The organism is Streptomyces oryzae, assembly GCF_017676365.1.
Taxonomy (GTDB): domain Bacteria; phylum Actinomycetota; class Actinomycetes; order Streptomycetales; family Streptomycetaceae; genus Streptomyces; species Streptomyces oryzae.
This window is the reverse complement of record NZ_JADKMA010000048.1, coordinates 17,613-40,379: the sequence shown is the minus strand read 5'-3', so window position 1 is coordinate 40,379 and position 22,767 is coordinate 17,613. Positions and strand designations below refer to the sequence as shown.

Annotated in this window: 18 protein-coding genes; 3 read left to right on the top strand and 15 right to left on the bottom strand. The window is 71.9% G+C overall.

What is annotated here, in order from left to right:
- Positions 1-81: 81 nt before the first annotated feature.
- From ITI46_RS12085 to rimP, 9 genes are all read right to left on the bottom strand, one after another.
- Positions 82-1,017, bottom strand: coding sequence for a bifunctional riboflavin kinase/FAD synthetase (locus ITI46_RS12085; RefSeq protein ID WP_209239494.1), 936 nt, complete (start codon positions 1,015-1,017; stop codon positions 82-84).
- 190 nt (positions 1,018-1,207) lie between these two features.
- On the bottom strand, positions 1,208-4,957 hold the full coding sequence (locus ITI46_RS12080) for a serine protease (RefSeq protein ID WP_209239493.1): 3,750 nt from the start codon (positions 4,955-4,957) through the stop codon (positions 1,208-1,210).
- A gap of 326 nt (positions 4,958-5,283) precedes the next feature.
- Positions 5,284-6,216, bottom strand: coding sequence for a tRNA pseudouridine(55) synthase TruB (gene truB / locus ITI46_RS12075; RefSeq protein WP_209239492.1), 933 nt, complete (start codon positions 6,214-6,216; stop codon positions 5,284-5,286).
- A gap of 3 nt (positions 6,217-6,219) precedes the next feature.
- A complete protein-coding gene (rbfA, locus tag ITI46_RS12070) occupies positions 6,220-6,711 on the bottom strand; it encodes a 30S ribosome-binding factor RbfA (RefSeq protein ID WP_209239491.1) in 492 nt (163 codons plus the stop codon).
- A gap of 167 nt (positions 6,712-6,878) precedes the next feature.
- Entirely contained in the window at positions 6,879-7,175 is a 297-nt protein-coding gene (locus tag ITI46_RS12065) for a DUF503 domain-containing protein (protein WP_209239490.1), read from the bottom strand.
- Between the two features lie 146 nt (positions 7,176-7,321).
- Entirely contained in the window at positions 7,322-10,363 is a 3,042-nt protein-coding gene (infB, locus tag ITI46_RS12060) for a translation initiation factor IF-2 (RefSeq protein ID WP_209239489.1), read from the bottom strand.
- Positions 10,364-10,518: 155 nt separating this feature from the next.
- On the bottom strand, positions 10,519-10,815 hold the full coding sequence (locus tag ITI46_RS12055) for a YlxR family protein (RefSeq protein WP_209239488.1): 297 nt from the start codon (positions 10,813-10,815) through the stop codon (positions 10,519-10,521).
- 115 nt (positions 10,816-10,930) lie between these two features.
- Positions 10,931-11,944, bottom strand: a complete 1,014-nt coding sequence (gene nusA, locus ITI46_RS12050; protein WP_209239487.1) for a transcription termination factor NusA — start codon at positions 11,942-11,944, stop codon at positions 10,931-10,933.
- Positions 11,945-11,946: 2 nt separating this feature from the next.
- The gene (gene rimP, locus ITI46_RS12045; protein WP_209239486.1) at positions 11,947-12,504 is read right to left on the bottom strand and encodes a ribosome maturation factor RimP; all 558 of its coding nucleotides are present in this window, start codon (positions 12,502-12,504) and stop codon (positions 11,947-11,949) included.
- Between the two features lie 284 nt (positions 12,505-12,788).
- On the opposite strand from rimP, the gene ITI46_RS12040 reads away from it, so the two are divergent.
- The 3 genes from ITI46_RS12040 to ITI46_RS12030 all read left to right on the top strand — a co-directional run bounded on the left by ITI46_RS12040 (position 12,789) and on the right by ITI46_RS12030 (position 15,047).
- Positions 12,789-13,493, top strand: coding sequence for a hypothetical protein (locus ITI46_RS12040; RefSeq protein WP_209239485.1), 705 nt, complete (start codon positions 12,789-12,791; stop codon positions 13,491-13,493).
- Positions 13,490-13,969, top strand: coding sequence for a ferritin-like domain-containing protein (locus ITI46_RS12035; protein ID WP_209239484.1), 480 nt, complete (start codon positions 13,490-13,492; stop codon positions 13,967-13,969). The genes ITI46_RS12040 and ITI46_RS12035 overlap by 4 nt, the downstream gene beginning before the upstream one ends.
- 124 nt (positions 13,970-14,093) lie before the next feature.
- Positions 14,094-15,047: an aminoglycoside phosphotransferase family protein gene (locus ITI46_RS12030; protein WP_209239483.1), complete on the top strand. Its 954-nt coding sequence runs from the start codon at positions 14,094-14,096 to the stop codon at positions 15,045-15,047.
- Between the two features lie 88 nt (positions 15,048-15,135).
- Here the strand turns inward: ITI46_RS12030 and ITI46_RS12025 are convergent, their stop codons facing one another.
- The 6 genes from ITI46_RS12025 to dxr all read right to left on the bottom strand — a co-directional run bounded on the left by ITI46_RS12025 (position 15,136) and on the right by dxr (position 22,574).
- On the bottom strand, positions 15,136-16,845 hold the full coding sequence (locus ITI46_RS12025) for a proline--tRNA ligase (RefSeq protein WP_209239482.1): 1,710 nt from the start codon (positions 16,843-16,845) through the stop codon (positions 15,136-15,138).
- 113 nt (positions 16,846-16,958) lie between these two features.
- Entirely contained in the window at positions 16,959-17,528 is a 570-nt protein-coding gene (locus tag ITI46_RS12020; RefSeq protein WP_209239481.1) for a GNAT family N-acetyltransferase, read from the bottom strand.
- Between the two features lie 73 nt (positions 17,529-17,601).
- The gene (locus tag ITI46_RS12015; protein ID WP_209239480.1) at positions 17,602-18,447 is read right to left on the bottom strand and encodes a GNAT family N-acetyltransferase; all 846 of its coding nucleotides are present in this window, start codon (positions 18,445-18,447) and stop codon (positions 17,602-17,604) included.
- 198 nt (positions 18,448-18,645) lie between these two features.
- A complete protein-coding gene (gene ispG, locus ITI46_RS12010) occupies positions 18,646-19,803 on the bottom strand; it encodes a flavodoxin-dependent (E)-4-hydroxy-3-methylbut-2-enyl-diphosphate synthase (protein WP_209239479.1) in 1,158 nt (385 codons plus the stop codon).
- A 168-nt stretch (positions 19,804-19,971) separates the two neighbouring features.
- Positions 19,972-21,276 carry a M50 family metallopeptidase gene (locus tag ITI46_RS12005; RefSeq protein ID WP_209239478.1) on the bottom strand — a complete coding sequence of 435 codons (1,305 nt, stop codon included), beginning with the start codon at positions 21,274-21,276 and terminating at the stop codon, positions 19,972-19,974.
- A complete protein-coding gene (dxr, locus tag ITI46_RS12000; RefSeq protein ID WP_209239477.1) occupies positions 21,273-22,574 on the bottom strand; it encodes a 1-deoxy-D-xylulose-5-phosphate reductoisomerase in 1,302 nt (433 codons plus the stop codon). Before dxr ends, ITI46_RS12005 begins: the two co-directional genes overlap by 4 nt.
- Positions 22,575-22,767: the final 193 nt, after the last annotated feature.

The window sequence follows — 22,767 nt, the reverse complement described above, 5'->3', positions numbered from 1 at the left end:
GCGGCGGACAGTGTCCGCCGCCCCTCCGGCATCCGTCATGCTTTGCGCGGGCCACCAGGTCGGCCACGCTCAGCTCTCCGGCTACGCGACCAGGCGCCGTGCCTCTTCGACGTCCTGTGCCATCCGGGCCTTCAGTGCCTCAAGGGTGTCGAACTTCTCCTGGCCGCGGATGTACTCCACGAAGTCGACGGCCACGTGCAACCCGTACAGATCCAGGTCGTCGCGGTCGAGGACGTACGCCTCCACGGTGCGCTCCGTGCCGTCGAACTGGGGGTTCGTGCCGACGGAGAGCGCAGCGGGCATGGCCTCGCCCCCCGCCACTGTCAGCAGGCCCGCGTATACGCCGTCGGCCGGGACAGCGGTGTGCGGGAGCGTGTCGAGGTTCGCGGTCGGAAAGCCGAGTTCGCGGCCGCGCCGGGCTCCGCGCACCACGATGCCCTCCACGCGGTGCGGACGCCCCAGCACCTCGCTCGCGCCCCGCACATCGCCTTCGGCGACGAGCCGGCGCGCCATGGTGGAGGAGAGCGCCTCGCCGTTCTCCGCACGCTCGAAGAGATCGACGACGAGCACGTCGTAGTCGTACGTCTCCCCCAGCTCGGCGAGGGACTCGACGGTGCCGGCCGCCTTGTGTCCGAAGCGGAAGTTGGGGCCTTCCACGACGCTGCGCGCGTGCAGCTTGTCCACCAGTACCTTCACCACGAAGTCTGCGGGCGACAGCTTGGAGAACTCCAGGGTGAAGGGCAGCACCAGAACGGCGTCCACGCCCAGTTCGCCCATGAGCTCGGCACGCCGGTGGTGCGGTGCGAGCAGCGGGGGATGACTACCCGGCCGGACAACCTCGCTGGGGTGCGGGTCGAACGTGACGACGACAGCGGGAACGCCCAGTTCCCTGGCGCGCTCCACCGTCTTGCCGATGATGAGCTGGTGCCCCCGGTGCACCCCGTCGTACGAGCCGATGGTGACGACGCTGCGCCCCCAGCCCTCGGGGATGTCCTCCAAGCCACGCCAGCGCTGCACGTCTGCTCCTCGTCGCTACCTAGTTCGCCAGTGCCTGTGCCGATGGTGATGATGACGGGTTTCGCCGGTCCAAGGGTGCCATGCCCCGCCGCTCCGGCCCGCAGGGACCCACCTCCGGGCCGCCGGACGCAGCCGACGCGGCGCCGACCCGGCCGCCCCCGGCCGAAGCCCCGGTCCCCGGGCCGCGACGCTAGACGTGCTCGTCCTGCATGTCGCACACCCGGCGGGCGCGCGGCCCGAGGACAGCCGTCCAGGCCTCCGGCTCCTCCGCCACCCAGCCGCTGACGGCGCCCGCGGAACCGGGCAGCTGCCGGGCGAAGCGGGCGAGCGCCCGGTCGAAGGCTGCGGCGCCCTGCCCGGTGGCTGCCATCCGCGCCCCGATACGCCGCACCAGCGTGCCCTCCGACGCTCCGCTGCGGGACCGCGGGACGACGGTCGTACGCCGGGCCACGACCTCCAGGACCGCTTCCAGGACCGCCTCCAGGAGCGCCTCCAGAACGGAGACGTCGGTCTCGTGGGCGAGCAGAAGGTCCAGCAGTTCGTCGCGCAGCGGCCCCTCGCCCGCGCCGAGCACCCGGGCGATGCCTGCCCGAAGCACCGGCTCCCGTTCCTGCAGCAGCTCCGCCACCAAGGGGCGCAGTACGGCGCGGGCGCCGGGTCCGTGCCGCAGCCGGCACGCCACGAAGGCGGCCACGTCGGCGCGGGCCCGCCACGGGCGGAGCACGGCATGCTCGCGCACCAGCGCGGCGGCGCGCCTGGCCAGCGCCGGGATACGCACCCGCGCCAGCGCCCGCACGGCCTGCGACTGCGCCGCCGGGTCGGCAGGACCGGCGAGCAGCGACTGGTAGGCCGCGAACACCGGCTCCGGGTGGGTGCCCAGCGCAGTGCCCAGCGCAGCCGCCAGCTCGGCATCGCCGGTCTCGGCGAAGCGGCTCAGCGCAGCCCTCAGATGCCGGGAGCGGCTGTGCGGGTCACGCACGAGAATGGCGAGGGCCGCGGTGTCGAGCCGGTCCCTCGCGCGCCGATCGCTCCCGAAGCGGTGCACCCCGCCGCAGTCGTCCCCTGGGCAGCCGGTCTCCGGACAGTCAGCTGGCGGAGAGCCGGTCACCGGACAGCCGGTCTCCGAGTGGACGGCTTCGCTGTTGTCCGCTGCGTCTGCGCGGGCTGCGGGACGGTGCAGCAGTGCGAGGGCGGCGGAGCGCAGCAGTGCGCGGTCGGCGTCGGTCCTCACCCGGCGCGCCGCACGCACCCCGTAGCGGGCGGCGGCAGCTGCCCGTGCACCGGTACGGCTCTCATTGGCCCACCGTTCGACAGCGCGGCACATTGCGGAGAGCTCATCGCGAACCAGCTCGGCAAGGAGCTCGTCGGCCAGCGGGTGGGCGGCGTCGAGGAGCGCGTCGGCCAGCTCATCCACGGCAAGGCGCCGGTGGGTGTGCAGGAGTGCCTGTGCAGCAGTAGCAACAGTGGGCACGGTGCGCCCGTCCGCGTCCGTACGCCGCCGCAGGGGCCGCACATCGCTGAACCAGCCGCACAACAGTGGCTGCACAGTGCGCGGTTCAGCGCGCAGCAGTTCCTCGAGTACGTCCAGACAGCGGCCCCGTTCGCATGGGCGGTCCGCAGGATCGTCGGCCGGGAGCAGATGCCGCAGCAGTTCCACCTTCGCGGCGACGTCCAAGGCGAGTCCGCGCCAGAAGCGGGGTCCGAAGCTGTCCCGCAGCATGGCACTCTCCGGCCGCCGCGCAACCTGCGCGGCCAGGCCGCCGAGCACAGGCGCATACGGGCCCGCGTCCGGGATCCGGGACAGCGTCCCGCGCAGCAGGTGTACGGCCCACCACTCGGTCTCGCCCTCGGGGGCGCCGTCGGCCAGCGCCTCACCCAAAACATCGACCAGCCGGCGCAACCGCGGAGTGAGCGCCTCCGCACCGTCCCGCCGGTCGCTCAACAGCAGTGCCTGAACCACCGGACCGGCACGATGGCGGGGTACCGGGACCGCGTGGGCACCGTCCCGCACGCGGCACGGGACGAGTGCGTCCAAGGCCACGTCGAGGTCGAGATGGCAGCCCTGCAACCAGTCGGAGAACTCCTCGTCCACGAACCGGTATCCCTCGCCCGCCGGGGCCAGCGCGCCCTCCGCCAGCACGGCCGCGGCCCAGCCGCCGCGCCCGGGAAAGAGCTCGGCGAACGCCGCGGCGCTCAACTCCCCCTGTCCGGAGCCGAGGCAGCGGCGCGCGGCCTCGTGCAACCGCCCCGCGATGCAGGCGGCGAGGCGGCGCACGGAACCCAGGTCCGCGGGCGCACCGTCCGCCCTTGTCCCTGCCGCCCGCTGCGGCTCTCCGAAGTGCGCTTCCCTCTCGTCGTTGGACACCCCCTCGCCACAGGACGCCCCGTCCCGGGACATGAGGCGCTGTGCGACGCGAAGGCACAGCAGATCGAGGAAGGCGGAGAAGATCTCATGCCGGGCGGGGGCCGCCTCGGTCACCTCCTCGACCGGATCGTCCCGCACCTCGTCCGCCGGATCCGCGCCCTGTCCGCCCCGCCCGCCCGAAGTTGGCGCGCCCCGGCCGCACAAAGCGCCCTGTGCCGCGCGCACCTGGGCGAGCATCCGCATGGCCAGCGGGTGCCCGGCGTCCCCGGGGGCGAGGGCACCGTCCGGCAAGCCGTAGGCGGCCAGGGCCCGTGTGGCCTGCCGGGGCGGCAGTTCGGCCACCCGCACACTGCCGTTGGCCCCGGCGAGCGCGTAAAGCATGTCCTCAGGGAAGAGCGCAGCAGCCTGCTCCCAGTACTCGGGACGGCAGGCGATCGCCAGCCGGGAACCGGTGGCCCGTAGCCAGCTCGCCGTGCGAGCGGTCCACTGTCGCAGCGTTTGCGCGAGGTGCGGCGGCATCTCCTCCGGCGCGTCCAGCAGCACCAGCAGCGGCCGCCCGGCGGCGCAGGCGAGGCGCGCCGCCACGTCGGGGTCCACCTCGCCGCAGTCGCCCGTCGGCGCGGTTTCGTTGCCGTCCTGAGCGTGGGAAGCCGCGACGGCCCGGTCGGCCGCTGCCAACGCGCGGCCGACCGCCTCCCGGAGCCCGGCGTCCCGCGGATGCAGCTCGGCGCCGCGCAGCCAGACGCTTGGCGCCGGCGCCACCGCCCGTGCCCGGCGGGCCGCCGCGGCTGCGAGCTCGGTGGTGCGGCCCGTCCCAGGAGCGCCGACCAACGCGATGACGGAGGCCCCGCTGTGCGCGAACAGGTCGAAATGTCCGGCCACTTCGGGCCGCGTCACCGCATGGGCGCACCGGTCCACGGCGGGCCCCACCGAGGTCCCGGCCAGTCGCAGCACTCCGGCCAGGTTCAGATCAGGCCCGAACCCGGGCGCGGAGGCGCCGTTGCGCCGCAGCAGTACGCCCAAGGGACCGTCGGGCGCCGGCACGCCCGCCGCGTACAGCGGTACCGCGAAGGGACCGGGCTGCCCCGTCGTCCCGTGCAGGGCAGTGCCCAGCACGCCGAGGACGGCTCCGGTCGCCGCGTCCACGAGGGGGGCACCCGTCGCCGTCCGGCACAGCCGCAGCGGGATGCTGGCGGCCTCGGGCAGCTCCAGCTGGAGGACCCGCTCCAGGGCGTGGTAGCGGGCGGTGGAGGTGTAGGTGGCCGGTACGGTGCCGGTCAGCGTGGTGGGGTGCGCCTCGTCCTCGGTCAGGAGGAGGGCCGGGGAGCGCGGGTGTGGCCGCTCCCTCCCGATGACCAGCGGGTCGACGCCGAGGCCAGGCGTGCGGATGAGTGCCAGGTTCCATTCGGGCAGCGGCGTGATGTCGCAGCTCGCCGCGGTGAAGGCGTCCTCTCCCACGTGCAGGACGGCTCGGCCGAGGCCGTCCACCGCCTCGTGGCTGGTGACGACGGTGCCGAGGCCGTCGGCGACGAAGCCGAGGCCGCGCGGCCGCCCCGCCAGATCGCGGAGGCGCACCAGCGTGGGTCTCCCGCACACCGCCGACATCGCTCGAACCTCCGCGCTGGCCCACACCGCCGCGTCGACCGTAGAGCGAAGTTGATCAGCGGCAACAGGCCTGGCAGCGAACGCGCCCCCACCCGCGCCCACGCTTCACCCCGAGCGCCGGGCCACCCGGGTGAATGCCCTGCCGCACAGGGATATCCGCGGTTACTCACCCGCCAGGAGACGGCGAAGTCAGCCGCGCGAGAGCGGGAAGGTCACCCACACGAAGACGGCCCGTCCCCCACACGAAGACAGACCCAACTCCCCTGTGGCACAAACACGGTGGGCCGGATCGTCCCTCACATGAAGACAGCGAGACTCTTCGCCCTACCGCCCCGGTCCTCCACCAGCGCGACGAACTGCCCGCCCGGCCCGAAGACCGCAACAGGGCCGGGACCGGACCCGGCACAGTCCGCCGGCATCCGCAGCTGTACTCCGTTGCCGATACGGCGCGCCTGCTCCTCGTCCACGTCCCAGCGGGGGAACGCGGCAGCTGCGGCCTCGCCCAACGGCAGTACGGGCAACGGCTCTTCGGCGTCCACGAGCTGCTGCAACTGCTCCAGGGTGTGCGCGCCGTCCAGCCCGTACGGGCCGACTCGCGTACGCCGCAGTGCGGTCAGATGGCCGCCCGTCTCCAGCGCAGCCCCGACGTCCCGGGCGAGCGCACGCACATAGGTCCCGGACGAGCACACCACCGAGACCAGCAGGTCGGTGACCGCGGTGCCGTCCTCGGCCGTCTCCTCCCGCACGTCGTGCACCACGAACGAGGAGATGGTGACCTGCCGTGCGGCCAGCTCCACCTTCTCGCCCTCGCGCACCCGCGCGTAGGCACGTTTGCCGTCCACCTTGACGGCGCTGACGGCGGACGGAACCTGCGAGATCTCGCCGGTCAGCGTGGCCACTGCGGCGTCCACCCGCTCCCGTTCCAGATCTTTCGCGCCCCGCGAGGCGGTGATCTCCCCCTCGGCGTCCTCCGTCACGGTCTCCTGGCCGAGCCGGATGGTGGCGACGTACTCCTTCTCCGCCAGGGCGAGATGGCCGAGCAGCCGGGTGGCCCGCTCGGTGCCGATGACCAGTACGCCCGTCGCCATGGGATCGAGGGTCCCCGCATGACCGACGCGCCGGGTGCGGGCCATACCGCGCAGCTTGGCCACCACGTCGTGCGAGGTGAACCCGGCGGGCTTGTCGACGATGATCAGCCCGCCGGGGCCGTTGTCTCTCCTGCGTGCCACGGATCAGGCGCTCTCGTCCTCGCCGTCGGAGGCATCCGAGCCCTCCGTGAGCTCCACCTCGTCGACGGCGGACTCGCCCGGCTTGCGGTACGGGTCGGGCTCACCGGCGTACGAGGCCCCGGAGGAAGCCTTGCGGACCTCCTCGTCGGCGGCCCGGGCCCGGGCGAGCGCTTCGTCGATCGTCTTGGCCGTCTCCGGAAGCGCGTCCGCCACGAACGTCAGGCTCGGCGTGTGCTTGATCCCGGCCGCCGAGCCCACGGCGGAACGGAGCACGCCCTTGGCGCTCTCCAGCCCCGCAGCGGCGGCCTTGCGGTCCTCCTCATCGCCGTAGACGGTGTAGAAGACCGTTGCTTCCCTGAGGTCGCCGGTGACTCTGGTGTCCGTGACGGTCACATGTGTGCCGAGCCGCGGGTCCTTGATCCCCCGGTGCAGCTTCTCGGCGACCACCTCACGGATGAGGTCCGCCAGCCTCTTCGCCCGCGCATTGTCGGCCACTGGTCCGTCTCCTTGCTCTGCGCCATACGCGCTCACGCGCTGCTGCGTTCTGCGTTACTACTGTGCTGCGTTGCTGCTGTTCTGCGTCACTGTCGCGCTGCGTCACTGCTGCGCTGCCGCGCCGCTGTTCAGCATTACTGCTGGGCTGCGTTGCCGCAGCAGTGCGGCTATTCATCGTCGTCGCCGTGGAACCGCCGTCGCACGGACAGCAGTTCCACCTCAGGACGCGCGGCGACCAGCCGCTCGCAGCGGTCCAGCACGTCGCTGAGGTGCCCCGCGTCCCCGGACACCGCCGCCAGCCCGATGTGGGCTCTGCGGTAGAGATCCTGCTCCCCCGTCTCCGCCACGCTGACCGCGTACTTGCGCTGCAGCTCGGCGACGATGGGGCGGACGACGGAGCGCTTCTCCTTGAGCGACCGCACGTCGCCGAGAAGCAGATCGAAGGACAGCGTCCCTACGTACATACAGTGCGGGTCTTGCCACCCGTGGGGCCTTGGGTCGCCGCCCAGCGGTGGCTGGGGGCGTGGAAGTCACTGTGCACCGTACACGCGACGGCCGGAGCCGATCGACGGAATATCTTCCGCCGACCGGCCCCGGCCCGAGGAGCAGGTCAGCCTCGCGGCTTTTCCCTCATCTCGTATGTCGCGATGACGTCGTCGACCTTGATGTCGTTGAAGTTTCCGAGGTTGATACCGCCCTCGAAGCCTTCGCGGATCTCGGTGACATCGTCCTTGAAGCGGCGCAGCCCCTCGATGGTGAGGTTCTCCGCCACGACCTTGCCGTCCCGGATGACGCGCGCCTTGGTGTTCCTGCGCACCTCGCCGGAGCGGATGATGACACCCGCGATGTTGCCCAGCTTGGACGAGCGGAAGATCTCGCGGATCTCCGCCGTACCCAGCTCGACCTCTTCGTACTCCGGCTTGAGCATGCCCTTGAGCGCCGCCTCGATCTCCTCGATGACCTGGTAGATCACCGAGTAGTAGCGGACGTCCACGCCCTCGCGCTCGGCCAGCTGCGTCGCACGCCCCTCGGCGCGGACGTTGAAGCCGATGACGATGGCGTCGGAGCCGGTCGCCAGGTCGATGTCGGTCTCGGTGACCGCACCGACCCCGCGGTGCAGGATGCGCAGGTCCACCTCTTCGCCGACGTCGAGCTGGAGCAGCGAGGACTCCAGGGCCTCGACCGAACCGGACGCGTCGCCCTTGATGATGAGGTTGAGCTGCTGCACCTCGCCCGCCTTGAGCACCTTGTCCAGGTCCTCCAGGGAGACGCGGCGGGTCCGCTTGGCGAAGGCCGCGTTGCGCTCACGCGCAGCGCGCTTCTCGGCGATCTGCCGTGCCGTGCGGTCCTCGTCCACCACCAGGAAGTTGTCGCCGGCGCCCGGGACATTGGTGAGACCGAGCACCAGGACGGGGGTCGAGGGACCCGCTTCCTTGATGTTCTCGCCCTTGTCGTCGAGCATCGCGCGCACCCGGCCGTAGGCGTCGCCCACCACCATGGTGTCGCCGACCCGCAGCGAGCCGCGCTGGACCAGCACGGTCGCCACGGCGCCGCGGCCGCGGTCGAGGTGGGCCTCGATCGCGATGCCCTGCGCGTCCTGGTCGGGGTTGGCCCGCAGGTCGAGCGCCGCGTCCGCGGTCAGCACCACGGCCTCCAGCAGGTCCTCGATGTGCAGGCCCTCGCGCGCCGAGATGTCGACGAACATCGTGTCGCCGCCGTACTCCTCGGCCACCAGCCCGTACTCGGTCAGCTGGCCGCGGACCTTGGTCGGGTCGGCGCCCTCGACGTCGATCTTGTTGACCGCGACGACGATCGGCACGTCGGCCGCCTTGGCGTGGTTGAGCGCCTCGACGGTCTGCGGCATCACGCCGTCGTTCGCCGCGACCACCAGGATCGCGATGTCCGTGGACTTGGCACCGCGGGCACGCATGGCGGTGAACGCCTCGTGACCAGGGGTGTCGATGAAGGTGATCTTGCGCTCTTCGCCGTTCACCTCGGTCGACGCCTGGTAGGCGCCGATGTGCTGGGTGATGCCGCCGGCCTCGCCCTCGATGACGTTGGTCTTCCGGATCGCGTCCAGCAGCCTCGTCTTACCGTGGTCGACGTGACCCATGACGGTCACCACCGGCGGACGCGCCACGAGCGCCGTCTCGCCGCCCTCGTCCTCGCCGAACTCGATGTCGAAGGACTCGAGAAGCTCGCGGTCCTCCTCCTCCGGGCTGACGATCTGTACGACGTAGTTCATCTCCTCGCCGAGGAGGTGCAGCGTCTCGTCGGAGACGGACTGGGTCGCGGTGACCATCTCGCCCAGGTTGAACATCACCTGGACCAGCGACGCCGGGTTGGCGTTGATCTTCTCCGCGAAGTCCGTGAGCGAGGCACCACGCGACAGCCGGACGGTCTCGCCCTTGCCGCGCGGCAGCATCACACCGCCGACGGACGGCGCCTGCATCTGCTCGTACTCCTGGCGGCGCTGCCGCTTCGACTTGCGGCCGCGACGGGCCGGACCGCCGGGACGGCCGAACGCGCCCTGTGTGCCACCACGGCCACCGGGTCCACCCGGACGACCGGCGAAACCGGGACGGCCACCGCCGCCGCCGGGACGACCGGCGAAACCGCCGCCACCGCCCGGACGACCGCCACCGCCGCCGCCGGGACGACCGGCGAAACCGCCGCCACCACCGGGACGACCGCCACCGCCCGGCCGACCGCCGCCACCGGGACCGCCACGGCCGGGACCCGGACGCGGGCCGGCCGCGGGACGCTGCGGCATCATGCCCGGGTTCGGACGGTTACCGCCGCCGCCACCCGGACGCGGACCGCCGCCCTGCGGGGCCTGCGGACGCGGCATGTTGCCCGGCGTGGCACGGCCGCCACCCGGGGCCTGCGGGCGCGGACCCGCCTGACCTGCGCCGCCCGGACCCTGGCCCGGCTTCGGCGCACCAGGCTTCGGGGCGCCCGGCTTGGGGGCACCGCCGGGACGGGGCGCCTGCGGGCGCGCCATACCGGTGGAACCACCGGAGGTGAAGGGGTTGTTGCCCGGACGCGGCCCGGAGGGACGCCCGCCCGGCTTGGCGGGCTGACCCGGCTTCGGGGCACCGCCCTGCGGACGGCCCTGACCGCCGGGCTTCGGGGCCTGACCCGGCTTGGGGGCCTGGCCGCCAGGACGCGGGGTCTGGCCCGGCTTGGGTGCGCCCGGCGTGGCGGGCGGCGCCTGGAAGTCCGGCTTCGCGGGCGCTGCGGGCTGTGCGGGCCCCGGCTTGGGGGCCCCGGGCTTCGGGGCGCCAGGCTTGGGAGCCTCGACAGCACCCGTCTCACCCTGTGCGGGGCTCGGGGCAGGGGTGACCGGGGCCTCGGGGCCCGGCTTGGGGGCACCGGGCTTCGGTGCGCCCGGCTTCGGCGCGCTCGCACCCGGCTTGGGTGCGGCGGGCTTGGCGGCTGCCTTCTTGGGCGCCGCCGGCTTCGCTGCGGACTTCTTGGCGCCACCGCCGGAGCCCGCGTCGAACGCGTCTGTCAGTTTGCGGACTACCGGCGCCTCGATCGTCGAGGACGCCGAACGGACGAATTCGCCGAGTTCCTGGAGCTTGGCCATGACGACCTTGCTCTCCACTCCAAGTTCCTTGGCGAGTTCGTATACCCGGACCTTAGCCACTTCGCTCCTTACGGCCCGGGGGATCGTCCGCCGGACCTTCGCTACTGATGCATGGGCGTACTCATCGCGTACTCATCGAGTGCTCATCGCAATCTCGACCTACTTCCCACTCGCGAGGTACCTCTCCCCGCACGGAGGTTCCGTACGGGCTGTGCTTACGTTCTTGCGGTGCTTGTCTGTGCGTTCCGCTCCACGTGCTCGCGCAGCTCCGCGAGGTCGAACGGACCCGGGCCCCGGAAGGCCCGGTTGAATGCCCGGCGCCGGACGGCCTGCTCGAGACAGGACGGAACGGAGTGCACATAAGCACCCCGACCGGGCAGCCTACCGCGAAGATCGGGGATCAGGCTGCCCCTGATCAGCACCACTCGCAGCAGAGCATCCTTGTCGGCGCGCTCCCGGCAGCCCACGCAGGTCCGCTGAGGGCACGCCCGACCACGCGTCCGGCCAGACACTGCCTAAGTCTACCTCCCCGAAGCCCCGAAACCCCGTGGGGGGTAAGGGCCCCGTTACTCATTCGCGGCCGGTCCGTAAACCTCCGACCACGCTCTGTGACCGAGCTCAGTCGGGTCAGGCGGGCCGGTCCTGGGACTGGCCGGCGCCGGCTGCCTCGGCGGTGTCCGGGCGGATGTCGATACGCCAGCCGGTCAGCCGGGCGGCGAGCCGGGCGTTCTGCCCTTCCTTGCCGATGGCCAGTGACAGCTGGTAATCGGGCACAGTGACCCGCGCCGAGCGGGCCGCCAGATCCAGGATCTCCACCTTGCTCACCCGGGCCGGCGAGAGGGCGTTCGCCACCAGCTCGGCCGGGTCCTCGGACCAGTCCACGATGTCGATCTTCTCGCCGTGCAGCTCCGCCATGACGTTCCGCACCCGGCCGCCCATCGGGCCGATGCAGGCGCCCTTGGCGTTGAGTCCGGAGCGGGTGGACCGTACGGCGATCTTGGTGCGGTGGCCCGCCTCGCGCGCGATGGCCGAGATCTCGACCGAGCCGTCCGCGATCTCCGGGACCTCCAGCTCGAAGAGCTTCTTGACCAGGTTGGGGTGGGTGCGCGAGAGGGTCACCGACGGGCCGCGGACGCCCTTGGCGACGCGGACGACGTAGGTGCGCAGCCGGGTGCCGTGTGCGTAGTCCTCGCCGGGGACCTGCTCCTGCGGCGGCAGGATGGCCTCCAGCTTGCCGATGTCCACCAGCACGCTCTTGGGGTCCTTGCCCTGCTGGACGACGCCGGCCACGACATCGCCCTCGCGGCCCGCGTACTCGCCGAAGGTGACCTCCTCCTCGGCGTCCCGCAGCCGTTGCAGGATGACCTGCTTGGCCGTCGTGGCGGCGATCCGGCCGAAGCCGGTCGGGGTGTCGTCGAACTCCCGTGGCTCGGCACCCTCTTCGAGCTCCTCCGGGCTCTCCTTGGCCCACACCGTGACGTGACCGGTCTTTTGGTTCAGCTCGACGCGCGCGTCCCGCCTGCTGCCCTCGGTGCGGTGGTACGCGATGAGGAGGGCCGACTCGATCGCCTCGACCAGCAGGTCCAGGGAGATCTCCTTCTCCCTGACCAGCCCGCGCAGGGCACTCATGTCGATGTCCACGGCTACGCCTCCTCGTTCTCGTTCCCGGCGGCTTCGGCGTCGCCGGCCGCGGAGGTGCGCCGCGGCTGGTCCGCGGCCTTGCGGTTGAACTCGATCTCGACCCGCGCCTTGGCGATCTCCTCGAAGCCGAGCCTGCGAGTTGTGGGCTTGCGCCCCTTGACCCCGGGCACCTCCAGATCGACGCCCTCGTCGTCGACGGCGGTGATGCGGGCGGTCAGCTCGCCGCCGCCGGCCGCCTCGGTGAGCTGTGCCTTGATGAGCCGCCCGGTGGCGCGGCGATAGTGCCGCTGCTCGGTCAGCGGGCGGGCGGCCCCTGGGGAGGTGACCTCCAGCACATAGGGGGCGCCGCCCATCGCGTCGCTCTCGTCGAGCACTTCGGAGAAGGCGCGGCTCAGTTCCGCGCAGGTGTCCAGCTGAACCCCGTCATCAGCGTCCACCACGACACGCAGGACGCGTCGTTTTCCGGCCGGGGTCACATCGATCTCTTCGAGATCCAACCCCCTCTTGCTGACGAGAGGTTCCAGCAGTCCGCGCAGCCTCTCGCTCTGGGTGGTGCTCATCCGGGTGACTCCTCGGCCGCGTGTGCTGTTGTAGGGGGGCCTTGTGACAGGGGCGTGTCGCCGACCAAGCCTATCGTCTGTGGCGCGCTGCGCCGACCCGGTCGCGGAACGCGCGGCTGTCCGGCGTCCGGGTGCGGGCCGGCCGGGCAGGGGTGGCCCCGGGCGGCAGCGGGAAGAAGCCCGGGTACTCTCGCGGGGCGTGACCAGCGTCCCACTGCGGTCACAAGTCCGGGCGAGGCCGCAGTCCGTCTGGCCGTTCCACCGCCCACACCCAGGGAGTGCACATGCCGCTCACGCCGTCACCGACGGCGGCACGACCACGCCGCAGGTCTGTACTGACCGGCGCCCTAGGCGCCACGGGAGCGGCGTTCGGCCTGCCACTCGTCGCGGCCTGTACGGACGAGGAGGCGCCCGGCAGCGCCGACGCGGAGCACACCGAAGCGGCACGGCGGCTGCACAGGAGAGCCGCCAGGGACAGCGAGCAGTTGCTGGCCCGCTACGACGGCACCGTCAAGGTGCATCCCGCGCTCGCCGCCCGGCTGCGCCCGCTGCGCGAGGAGGTGGCCCGGCACGTCCGCGTGCTCCGCGGCAGCGAGTCCGGCACCCGGGCACCCGCCCCGGCTCCCTCCGCCTCGCACGGCTCCCGGCCGCCGACCGGCTCGGCGAGCCCCTCACGCTCCGGGGAGCCGGACGGTGGACCGGCGGGCGGACCGGCCGGCCCCTCCGAGCGGCCGCCCAGCCCGGACACCGCTTCCGTACCGAAGAGCGAGAAGGCGGCCCTCGCGGAGCTCGCCAAGGCGGAGCGCCGACTGGCCGCCGCCCGCACCAAGGCGCTGGAGAGCGCACCGGCCGAGTTCGCCAGGCTGCTGGCATCGGTGGCCGCCTGCGGCGCGGCACACGGGTACCTCCTCGGCGAAGCGGGCGAGGACGGCGAGCGCGACGCGCCCCAGGGCAGCGGCGAAAGCAGCGAGGGAGAGGCGGACGGATGAAGGAACTGACCGCCGCGCAGGCCGCGTTGCGGGCCGAGCACGCCGCCGTCTACGGCTACGGAGTCGTCGGCGGGCGGATAGGAGAGGAGCGCAAGAGCGAGGCGCGCGAGTGCTACGAAGCACACCGGGCCCGCAGGGACACGCTGCGGCGCACCATCCGCTCGCTCGGCGGCGAACCGGAACCGGCCGCAGCCGCCTACACACTGCCCTTCGCCGTGCCCGACAGCGGGGCGGCCGTACGGCTCGCGGCACAGCTGGAGGACCGCCTCGCCGGGGTGTACGCGGACCTGGTGCGGGCAAGCGAGGGGGCGCGGCGGCGCGCGGCTGCCGACGCACTGCGGGAGGCGGCGGTCCGTTCAGTGCGCTGGAAGGGCAGCGGTGTGGCCTTCCCCGGCCTGACCGAACTGGGCGCCGGGGACTCGCCGGCCTCCCCCTCCGGGGCACCGAGCAGTCCGCGCGCCCCGGGCACGCTGTGACCGCGCCGGGCGCGTACGCCGGGCGCGCTCCTTCGACGACTCCGCTGAGTCGGCTGAGCGAGCCGAGCAGGCTGAACGAGCTGAGCAGGCTGAGAAACACGTACTGAAGAAAGGCCCGTCCGGAATGGCTTCCGTGCTGCCACTCGAACCTCCGCAGCGGCTGCTGCGCACGCTGGCGTCCCAGCAGGGCGCCGCTGCGGCGACCGCGGCGCAGAACTGGCTGGAGGGGCTCTCCGCGCTGCTGGAGCGGTGGTTGCAGCAGTGGGAGCTGGTGGCCGAACGAGTGGTGACGCCGGGCGGGCGCAGCAGTGTGGTGGTTCTGGTGCGGCAGGCGGACGGTACGCCGGCCGCACTGAAGCTCCCCGCCCCCGATGGTGCCCCGGCACCGGTGCGGGCAGCGCGCGAGTACGAGGCGCTGACCGCCTGGCACGGGCTGGGCGCCGTACGGGTGCTGCGGGCCGCGCCGGAAGAGGGCGTGCTGCTGCTGGAGCGGCTGCGGTGCGAGGTGTCGCTGCGGTCGCTCCCGGAGGCGAAGGCGACGCTGGAGGCGGTTTCGGTGGTGCGGCGCCTGTGGGTGCCGCCGCCGGCCGGCCACGGCCTGGAGACGGTCGCCGAGCACACCTGCGTGGAAGCTGCACAGATGCGCTCCGCTGTGCCGCCGGACGCCGAACCGCTGGTGGCCGCCGCGCTGGAGGCCCGCGAGGCGATGCTGGCCGAGCCTGCCGAGGGTGAGCAGGTGCTGCTGCACGGGGACTTCAGACAGGGCGCCGTGCTGGCCGCCTCCGAATCGGATGAGCGGGCGCACTGGCTGACCGTTGGGCCCGACCCCGTGGTGGGCGAGTCCGCCTACGACCTGGCGCGGCTGGTGCGCGACCGGCTGCACGACCTGATGGCGTCCACCGGCGCGGCTGCCGTCACCCGGCGCCGCGTCAACAAACTCGCCGACTCACTGGACGTCCCGCGCGAACGGGTGCGCCAGTGGAGCCTCTACCGCGCCGTCGAGTCCGCCTGCCGGCAGTACGCGGGCGGCAACACGGCGGACGCGGAGATGCTGCTGGAGTTCGCCGCCTGGCTGTGACGCGCCGAGGGCCTCTGGCGTGCCCAACGGCCCCGGCGCGCCGAGGGCCCCTGCTGCCGGGAGCCAGGGGCCCTTGCCGTATCGGCACTCAGCCCTGGGTGAGCCGGGCCACCGCCTCGTCGATCGGCAGCTCCTCGCGCTCGCCCGTACGCCGGTCCTTCAGCTCGACGCGACCGTCCTTGATGCCCCGTCCGGCGATCAGGATGGTCGGCACGCCGATCAGCTCGGCGTCGGTGAACTTCACGCCCGGCGAGACGCTCGTACGGTCGTCCACCAGCACCCGCACACCTGCCGCGCCGAGCCGGTCCGCGATCTCCAGTGCCGCCTCGGTCTGCTGCGCCTTGCCCGCCGCGACCACGTGCACATCGGCGGGGGCGACCTCGCGGGGCCAGTACAGGCCGTGTTCGTCGGCGTGCTGCTCGGCGAGCGCCGCAACGGCGCGGGAGACTCCGATGCCGTAGGAGCCCATGGTGACGCGCACGGGCTTGCCGTCCTGGCCGAGCACGTCCAGCTCGAACGCATTGGCGTACTTGCGGCCCAGCTGGAAGATGTGGCCGATCTCGATGGCGCGGTCCAGCTCGATGCCGGTGCCGCACTTGGGGCAGGGGTCGCCCGGCTCGACAACGACGACGTCGAGGTACTGGTCGACCTCGAAGTCCCGGCCGCACACCACATTGCGGGCGTGCTTGCCCGCCTCGTTGGCGCCGGTGATCCACGAGGTGCCGGGGGCCACCCGCGGGTCGGCGAGGTAGCGGAACGCCTTGCCCGCCATGCCGCCCTGCGGGCCCACATAGCCGCGGACCAGGTCGCCGCGGCCCTCGAAGTCCTCCGCTGTGACCAGCTCGACCGTCGCGGGCGCCAGCTGCTCGGCGAGCTTGCCCAGGTCCACCTCGCGGTCGCCGGGGACACCGACCGCGGTGATCTCGCCGTCCACCTTGACCAGCAGGTTCTTCAGCGTCGCCGAAGCGGGCACGCCCAGGTGCTCGGCGAGCGTCTCGATGGTGGGGGTGTCCGGGGTGTCCAGCTTCTCCACCGGACCGTGGCCCTCGGTGGAGGACGGCGGCACGGTGACCGAGACGGCCTCGGTGTTCGCCGCGTAGCCGCACTGCGGGCACTGCACATATGTGTCCTCGCCGGCCGCGGCGGGAGCCAGGAACTCCTCGGAGGCCGAGCCGCCCATGGCGCCGGAGACGGCCGAGACGATGCGGTAGTCCAGCCCAAGACGCTCGAAAATGCGCTGGTAGGCGACGCGGTGCGCGGCGTAGGACTCGGCCAGTGCCTCGTCCGAGACGTCGAAGGAGTAGGAGTCCTTCATCGTGAACTCGCGGCCCCGCAGAATGCCGGAGCGCGGGCGGGCCTCGTCCCGGTACTTGGTCTGGATCTGGTAGACGATGACCGGGAGGTCCTTGTACGAGGTGCACTGGTCCTTGACGACCTGCGTGAAGATCTCCTCGTGGGTGGGGCCCAGGAGGTACTCGCCGCCCTTGCGGTCCTTGAGGCGGAAGAGCAGATCGCCGTACTCCTCGTAGCGCCCCGAGACCTCGTAGGGCTCCTTGGGCAGCAGTGCCGGAAGCAGCACCTCCTGGCCGCCGATGGCGTCCATCTCCTCGCGGACGATGCGGGTGACGTTCTCCAGCACCTGCTTGCCCAGCGGGAGCCACGTCCAGATCCCGGCGGCGGTACGGCGCACATAACCGGCGCGGACCAGCAGCTTGTGGCTGAGCGTCTCCGCGTCGGCCGGGTCGTCACGCAGCGTCTTCAGCATCGACCTGGACAAACGCTGGACACGGGCTGCCATGGGGGACTCCTGCTCGGGATGAACTGGCGATGAGTGACGGAACACGTCGATGCGGAGCCTATCGGCCCGCACCGGCAGCACGGAAACGAGATGTCACCGCCGCAGCCGCCGCCTCACCCCCGCGCCAACGGCAACCAGGCCCCCATCACCACATAAGGCTGCGGAGCGCTCGGGAACTGGACCCGGCGGGCCAGGTCGCGGTAGCCGAGGCGGCGGTAGAGGGCGCGAGCCGGGCTGTCGAAGTCGAGCGCCGAGAGGAGGGAGCGGGGCTCGGTGGCCGCGTCGGTGAGGTGGGTGATCAACTCGCGTCCGATGCCGCGGCGCTGGAAGGCGGGGTGCACATGCAGCTCGGTGATCACGAAGGTGTCCTCCAGCCAGTCCTCGTTGCCCTGCTGGCGCAGATACGGCTCGACCACCGTGGACCACCACTGGGAGCGGTCGTTGGGCATTCCGTAGATGAACCCGACGAGGCGGCCCTCCTCGGTGGTGGCACCCAGTGCGCGGGCGCCTGGGGAGGTCATATGGCGCAGCACGATGTGCCGTCGTACGCCGATCTCCTCGTCCGTCAGGCCGAAGGCGACCGCCTGGACGGCGAGCGCCTCGTCGACGCGGGCTGCGAGGTCGAGCGGGCCGGTGACCACTCTCCGGGGATCCGGGAGCTGTCCCCCGGCTGTGTGCGGCATGGCCGGGAGGCTACTTCCTCGGCCGTGTCCACGCGAAGAGGCGGCGCAGCACGGGCAGTCCGCGGGCGGCCGGTCAGAAAAGGACGCTCATGAACGCGCCGACCTCGCGGAAGCCGACGCGGCGATAGGCGGCGCGCGCGGGGGCGTTGTAGTCGTTGACGTAGAGGCTCACCACCGGGGAGACCTCGCGCAGCGCGTAGTCGATGACGGCGGCCATACCGGTCTCCGACAGGCCCTCGCCGCGCCGCTCGGGGGCCACCCAGACGCCCTGGATCTGGCAGGCGTAGGGGGTGGCGGCGCCGATCTCCGCCTTGAAGACGACGCGGCCGCCCTCGATACGCGCGAAGGAGCGCCCGGTGCTGACGAGCTCGGCGACCCGGGCCTGGTAGACGAGTCCGCCGTCGCCGGACAGCGGGGAGACGCCTACCTCCTCGGTGAACATCGCCACGCAGGCGGGCAGCACCAGCTCCATCTCGCTCTTGGCGACCCGGCGCACCAGTGGGTCGGGCGCGACCTCTGCCGGCATCCGGTCGGTGACCAGCAGCGGCTGGTGGGGCCGCACCTCCCTGGGCGGCCCCCAGTGCGGCTCCAGGTGCGCCCACAGCGCCGCCGTCGGGCCTGCGGGGCCGACGATGGACGAGCAGCGGCGGCCCTGGCGGCGGGCCCGCTCGGCGAACGCGCGTACGGCCTCGGGGCCGGCGCACAGGGGGACGAGGTTGGCTCCGTTGTAGCAGAGGGCTTCCAGCCGGCCGTCCTGGTACCAGCCCCACATCTCGCCGCCGAGGCGCCAGGGGTCGAGCCCGGAGCTGCGCACGCGGGCCGCGACGAACGCGTTGTTGACCGGCTCCCGGCGCAGAACGGCGAGCGCGTCCTCGAGCTCGGCCGGTTCGACGACCCTGGTGGAAGTGGTGGTCAACAACGTCTCGGTGCCTCACCGTGCGGCCCGTGGGCGTAGGGAACGATCTGCTGGCACTGTACCTGTGCGCACAGAATGCCGCCGCCGCGCGGCCTTGCGGGGCCGCGCGGCGGTTGCTGGAGTGCTGGTCTGCAGGGTTGCTGGAGTGCGGGATTGCCGGCCTGCGGGAGGGTGGGCGAGCAGTCGGCCGTCAGGGGGCGGTCAGCCCGCTGCCGTCACCACCGGCTCGCCGGAGGCGATCCCGTCCTTCTCCATCTGCTCGGCGATCTTCATGGCCTCGTCGATGAGGGTCTCGACGATCTTGGACTCGGGGACGGTCTTGATGACCTCGCCCTTGACGAAGATCTGTCCCTTGCCGTTGCCGGAGGCGACACCCAGGTCGGCCTCGCGGGCCTCGCCGGGGCCGTTGACGACACAGCCCATGACGGCCACGCGCAGCGGGACGTCCATGCCGTCCAGTCCGGCGGTGACCTCGTCGGCGAGCTTGTAGACGTCCACCTGGGCGCGGCCGCAGGAGGGGCAGGAGACGATCTCCAGGCCGCGCTGGCGCAGACCGAGGGACTCCAGGATCTGGATGCCGACCTTGACCTCCTCGGCGGGCGGCGCCGAGAGGGAGACCCGGATGGTGTCGCCGATGCCCTCGCTGAGCAGGGCGCCGAAAGCGACGGCCGACTTGATGGTGCCCTGGAAGGCGGGCCCGGCCTCGGTGACGCCGAGGTGCAGCGGGTAGTCGCAGCGCTGGGCCAGCAGCCGGTAGGCGTTGACCATCACGACCGGGTCGTTGTGCTTGACCGAGATCTTGATGTCGCGGAAGCCGTGCTCCTCGAAGAGCGAGCACTCCCACAGCGCGGACTCGACCAGCGCCTCGGGGGTGGCCTTGCCGTACTTCTCCAGCAGCCGCTTGTCCAGCGAGCCCGCGTTGACGCCGATCCGGATCGGGGTGCCGGCGGCGGAGGCCGCGGCGGCGATCTCCTTGACCTTGTCGTCGAACTGCTTGATGTTGCCGGGGTTGACGCGGACGGCGGCGCAGCCGGCGTCGATGGCCTGGAAGACGTACTTCGGCTGGAAGTGGATGTCGGCGATCACCGGGATCTGCGACTTGCGGGCGATCGTGGCGAGCGCGTCAGCGTCGTCCTGGGTGGGACACGCCACGCGGACGATCTGGCAGCCGGACGCCGTCAGCTCGGCGATCTGCTGAAGCGTCGAGCCGATGTCCGAGGTGCGGGTCGTGGTCATGGACTGCACGGACACGGGCGCGTCGCCACCGACTGCGACCGTTCCTACCTGGATCTTCCGGCTGACCCTGCGGTCGGCGAGCTTGGCCGGAACATCCGGCATTCCGAGCGAAATCGCTGTCATCAGCGTGCAACCCCAACGGTGTCGTTCAAGTCCCGGGTTCGACGGGCTCCCGTGTCCCGAGATTACGGCACCGGCCTCGTGCGGAGCACATCGTTCCCTGGAGAATGCGGCAAATGGTGACGCCCGTGCGAAATCGCACGGGCGTCAGGGGCCAGAACAAGCCGCCGGTCAGCCGGTGAGTCTGACCGGATTCACCACGTCGGCCACCAGCACCAGAAGGGTGAAGCACAGGAAGATACCGGCCACCACATAGGCGACGGGCATCAGCTTGGCCACGTCGAAGGGGCCGGGGTCGGGGCGCCGGAAAACCTTGGCCAGATTTCGCCGCAGCGACTCCCACACGGCGCCGGCGATGTGTCCTCCGTCCAGCGGGAGCAGCGGCAGCATGTTGAACAGGAACAGGCTCAGATTGAAGCCCGCGACCAGGAAGAGCATGGTCGCCACCCGCTGGCTCGGCGGGATGTCGAGCGAGAAGACCTCGCCGCCCACCCTGGCGGCGCCCACCACGCCCATCGGCGAGTCCTGCTTGCGCTCGGCGCCGTCGAAGGCCGCGTTCCACAGGTCGGGCACCTTGCTCGGCAGGTTGACCAGGGCCTCGACGCCGTTGGCCATCATGTCGCCCATCCGGTCCACGGCCTGCGGGAAGGACTGCTCCACGATGCCGCTGGCCGGGGTGAAGCCGAGGAAACCGGCCGTCACGTACTCGTCGGGGACATAGCTGCCGCGGCCGTCGGACTTGGCGACCTTGTTCTTGATCAGGTCGGCGTGCAGCGTGCGCCGGGCGCCGTCCCGCTCCACCGTGATGGCGGCGGGGCCCGTGGTGTCGCGGATGTGCTGCTGGAGAGCGCCCCAGTCCGCGACCCGCTGTCCGTCGAAGGCGACGATCTTGTCACCCGGCTCGAGGCCGGCCGCCTTTGCCGGGGAGTCCTTGGCGCCCTTGGGGCACTTGTCGGTCTGCGCCGAGGCGGGGATCACACACTCCGAGACCGTGGAGACGGTGGTGGTCTGGGTGTTGATACCGAAGGTCATCAGCACCGTCAGAAAGATCACCACGGCCAGCACCAGGTTCATGAACGGCCCGGCGAACATCACGATGACGCGCTTCCACGGCTTGCGCGTATAGAGCATCCGGTGCTCGTCACCGGGCTGGAGCTCCTCGTACGCGGCTGCGCGGGCGTCCTCGATCATGCCGCGGAACGGCGAGGAGGAGCGCTGCCGTACGGCGCCGTCGTCGCCGGGCGGGAACATGCCGATCATGCGGATGTAGCCGCCGAGCGGCACCGCCTTGATGCCGTACTCCGTCTCGCCCTTGCGCTTGGACCACAGAGTGGGGCCGAAACCCACCATGAACTGCGGCACCCGTACGCCGAACATCTTGGCCGTCGAGAAGTGGCCCAGTTCGTGCCAGGCGATGGAGAACAGCAGGCCGACGACGAAGACGACTATGCCGAGGATGGTCATGAACGCCGTCATGCGCGGGCCTCCGCTGTTGCTGTGGCGGAACGTGCCGCCAGTTCACGGGCGCGGGCGCGCGCCCAGCTCTCTGCGGCCAGGACATCGGGAAGGGTCAGCCCGGTTCCGTTCGGTGTGCCGTGCTCTTCGACCACAGCGGCAACCGTATCCACGATGCCTGTGAACGGCAGCGTTCCGGCCATGAACGCCTCGACGCACTCCTCGTTCGCGGCGTTGAAGACGGCGGGGGCCGTACCGCCCAGCGCGCCCACATGGCAGGCCAGCGGGACGGAAGGGAACGCCTCTTCGTCCAGCGGGTAGAAGTCCCAGGACATCGCCTCGGTCCAGGAGAAGACCGGTCCGGAGTCCGGCACCCGCTCGGGCCAGCCGAGGCCGAGCGCGATCGGCAGCCGCATGTCAGGGGGGCCGCACTGGGCAAGGGTCGAGCCGTCCGTGAACTCCACCATCGAGTGGACGGCCGACTGCGGATGGACCACCACCTTGATGCGGTCGAAGGGGATGTCGTAGAGCAGATGCGCCTCGATGACCTCCAGCCCCTTGTTGACCAGGGTGGCCGAGTTGATGGTGATGACGGGGCCCATGTCCCAGGTGGGGTGGGCCAGCGCCTGCTGCGGGGTGACGTCGGCGAGCTCGGCTCTGCTCCGGCCGCGGAACGGGCCGCCCGAGGCGGTGACCAGCAGCTTGCGCACCTCGGCGCGGGTGCCGCCCATGAGGGCCTGGAAGAGCGCGGAGTGCTCCGAGTCGACGGGCACGATCTGGCCGGGCGCGGCCACCTCCTTGACCAGGGGCCCGCCGACGATCAGCGACTCCTTGTTGGCCAGCGCCAGCACCCGGCCCGCCTTCAGCGCTGCCAGGGTCGGGGCCAGTCCGATGGAGCCGGTGATGCCGTTGAGCACGGTGTGGCACGGGGAGGCGGCCAGTTCCGTCGCGGCCTCCGGGCCCGCCAGCACCTCGGGCAGCGGCTCTCCGGCGCCGTACGCCTCGCGCAGCGCCGTACGCAGCGCGGGCACGGTCTCCTCGCGGGCGACGGCCACTGTGCGCACCCGGAGCCGGCGTGCCTGCTCGGCCAGCAGCTCGACCCGGCCGCCCGAGGCGGCCAGCGCGGTGACCCGGAAACGGCCGGGGTTCTGCAGCACGACATCGACGGCCTGTGTGCCGATCGAACCTGTGGAGCCGAGGATCACGATGTCGCGCGGTGCACCCGTCTGCGGCGCTGCCGGGCCACTGCCGTTGCCGGAGTGCTCCGGAGACCCAGTGCCGGAGTAGCGCAGATGCGGGTCAGCGAGGGAGTCGGTCATGCCCCCATTGTGTCCGCTCCCCGGACCCGGCCGGACAGCGCACCGGGTGCGAGGCCGGGTGCACGCGGAGACCGGTGCGCGGGTGAGGGGCGCGCGGGAGGGCAGCGGTGGGCCTTCCGGCGCGCTGCCGGGATCGCCTGGTGTCGTGCCGATGTTCTGCTGATGGCCTGCCAATGGCCTCTTCCCTGCCGAG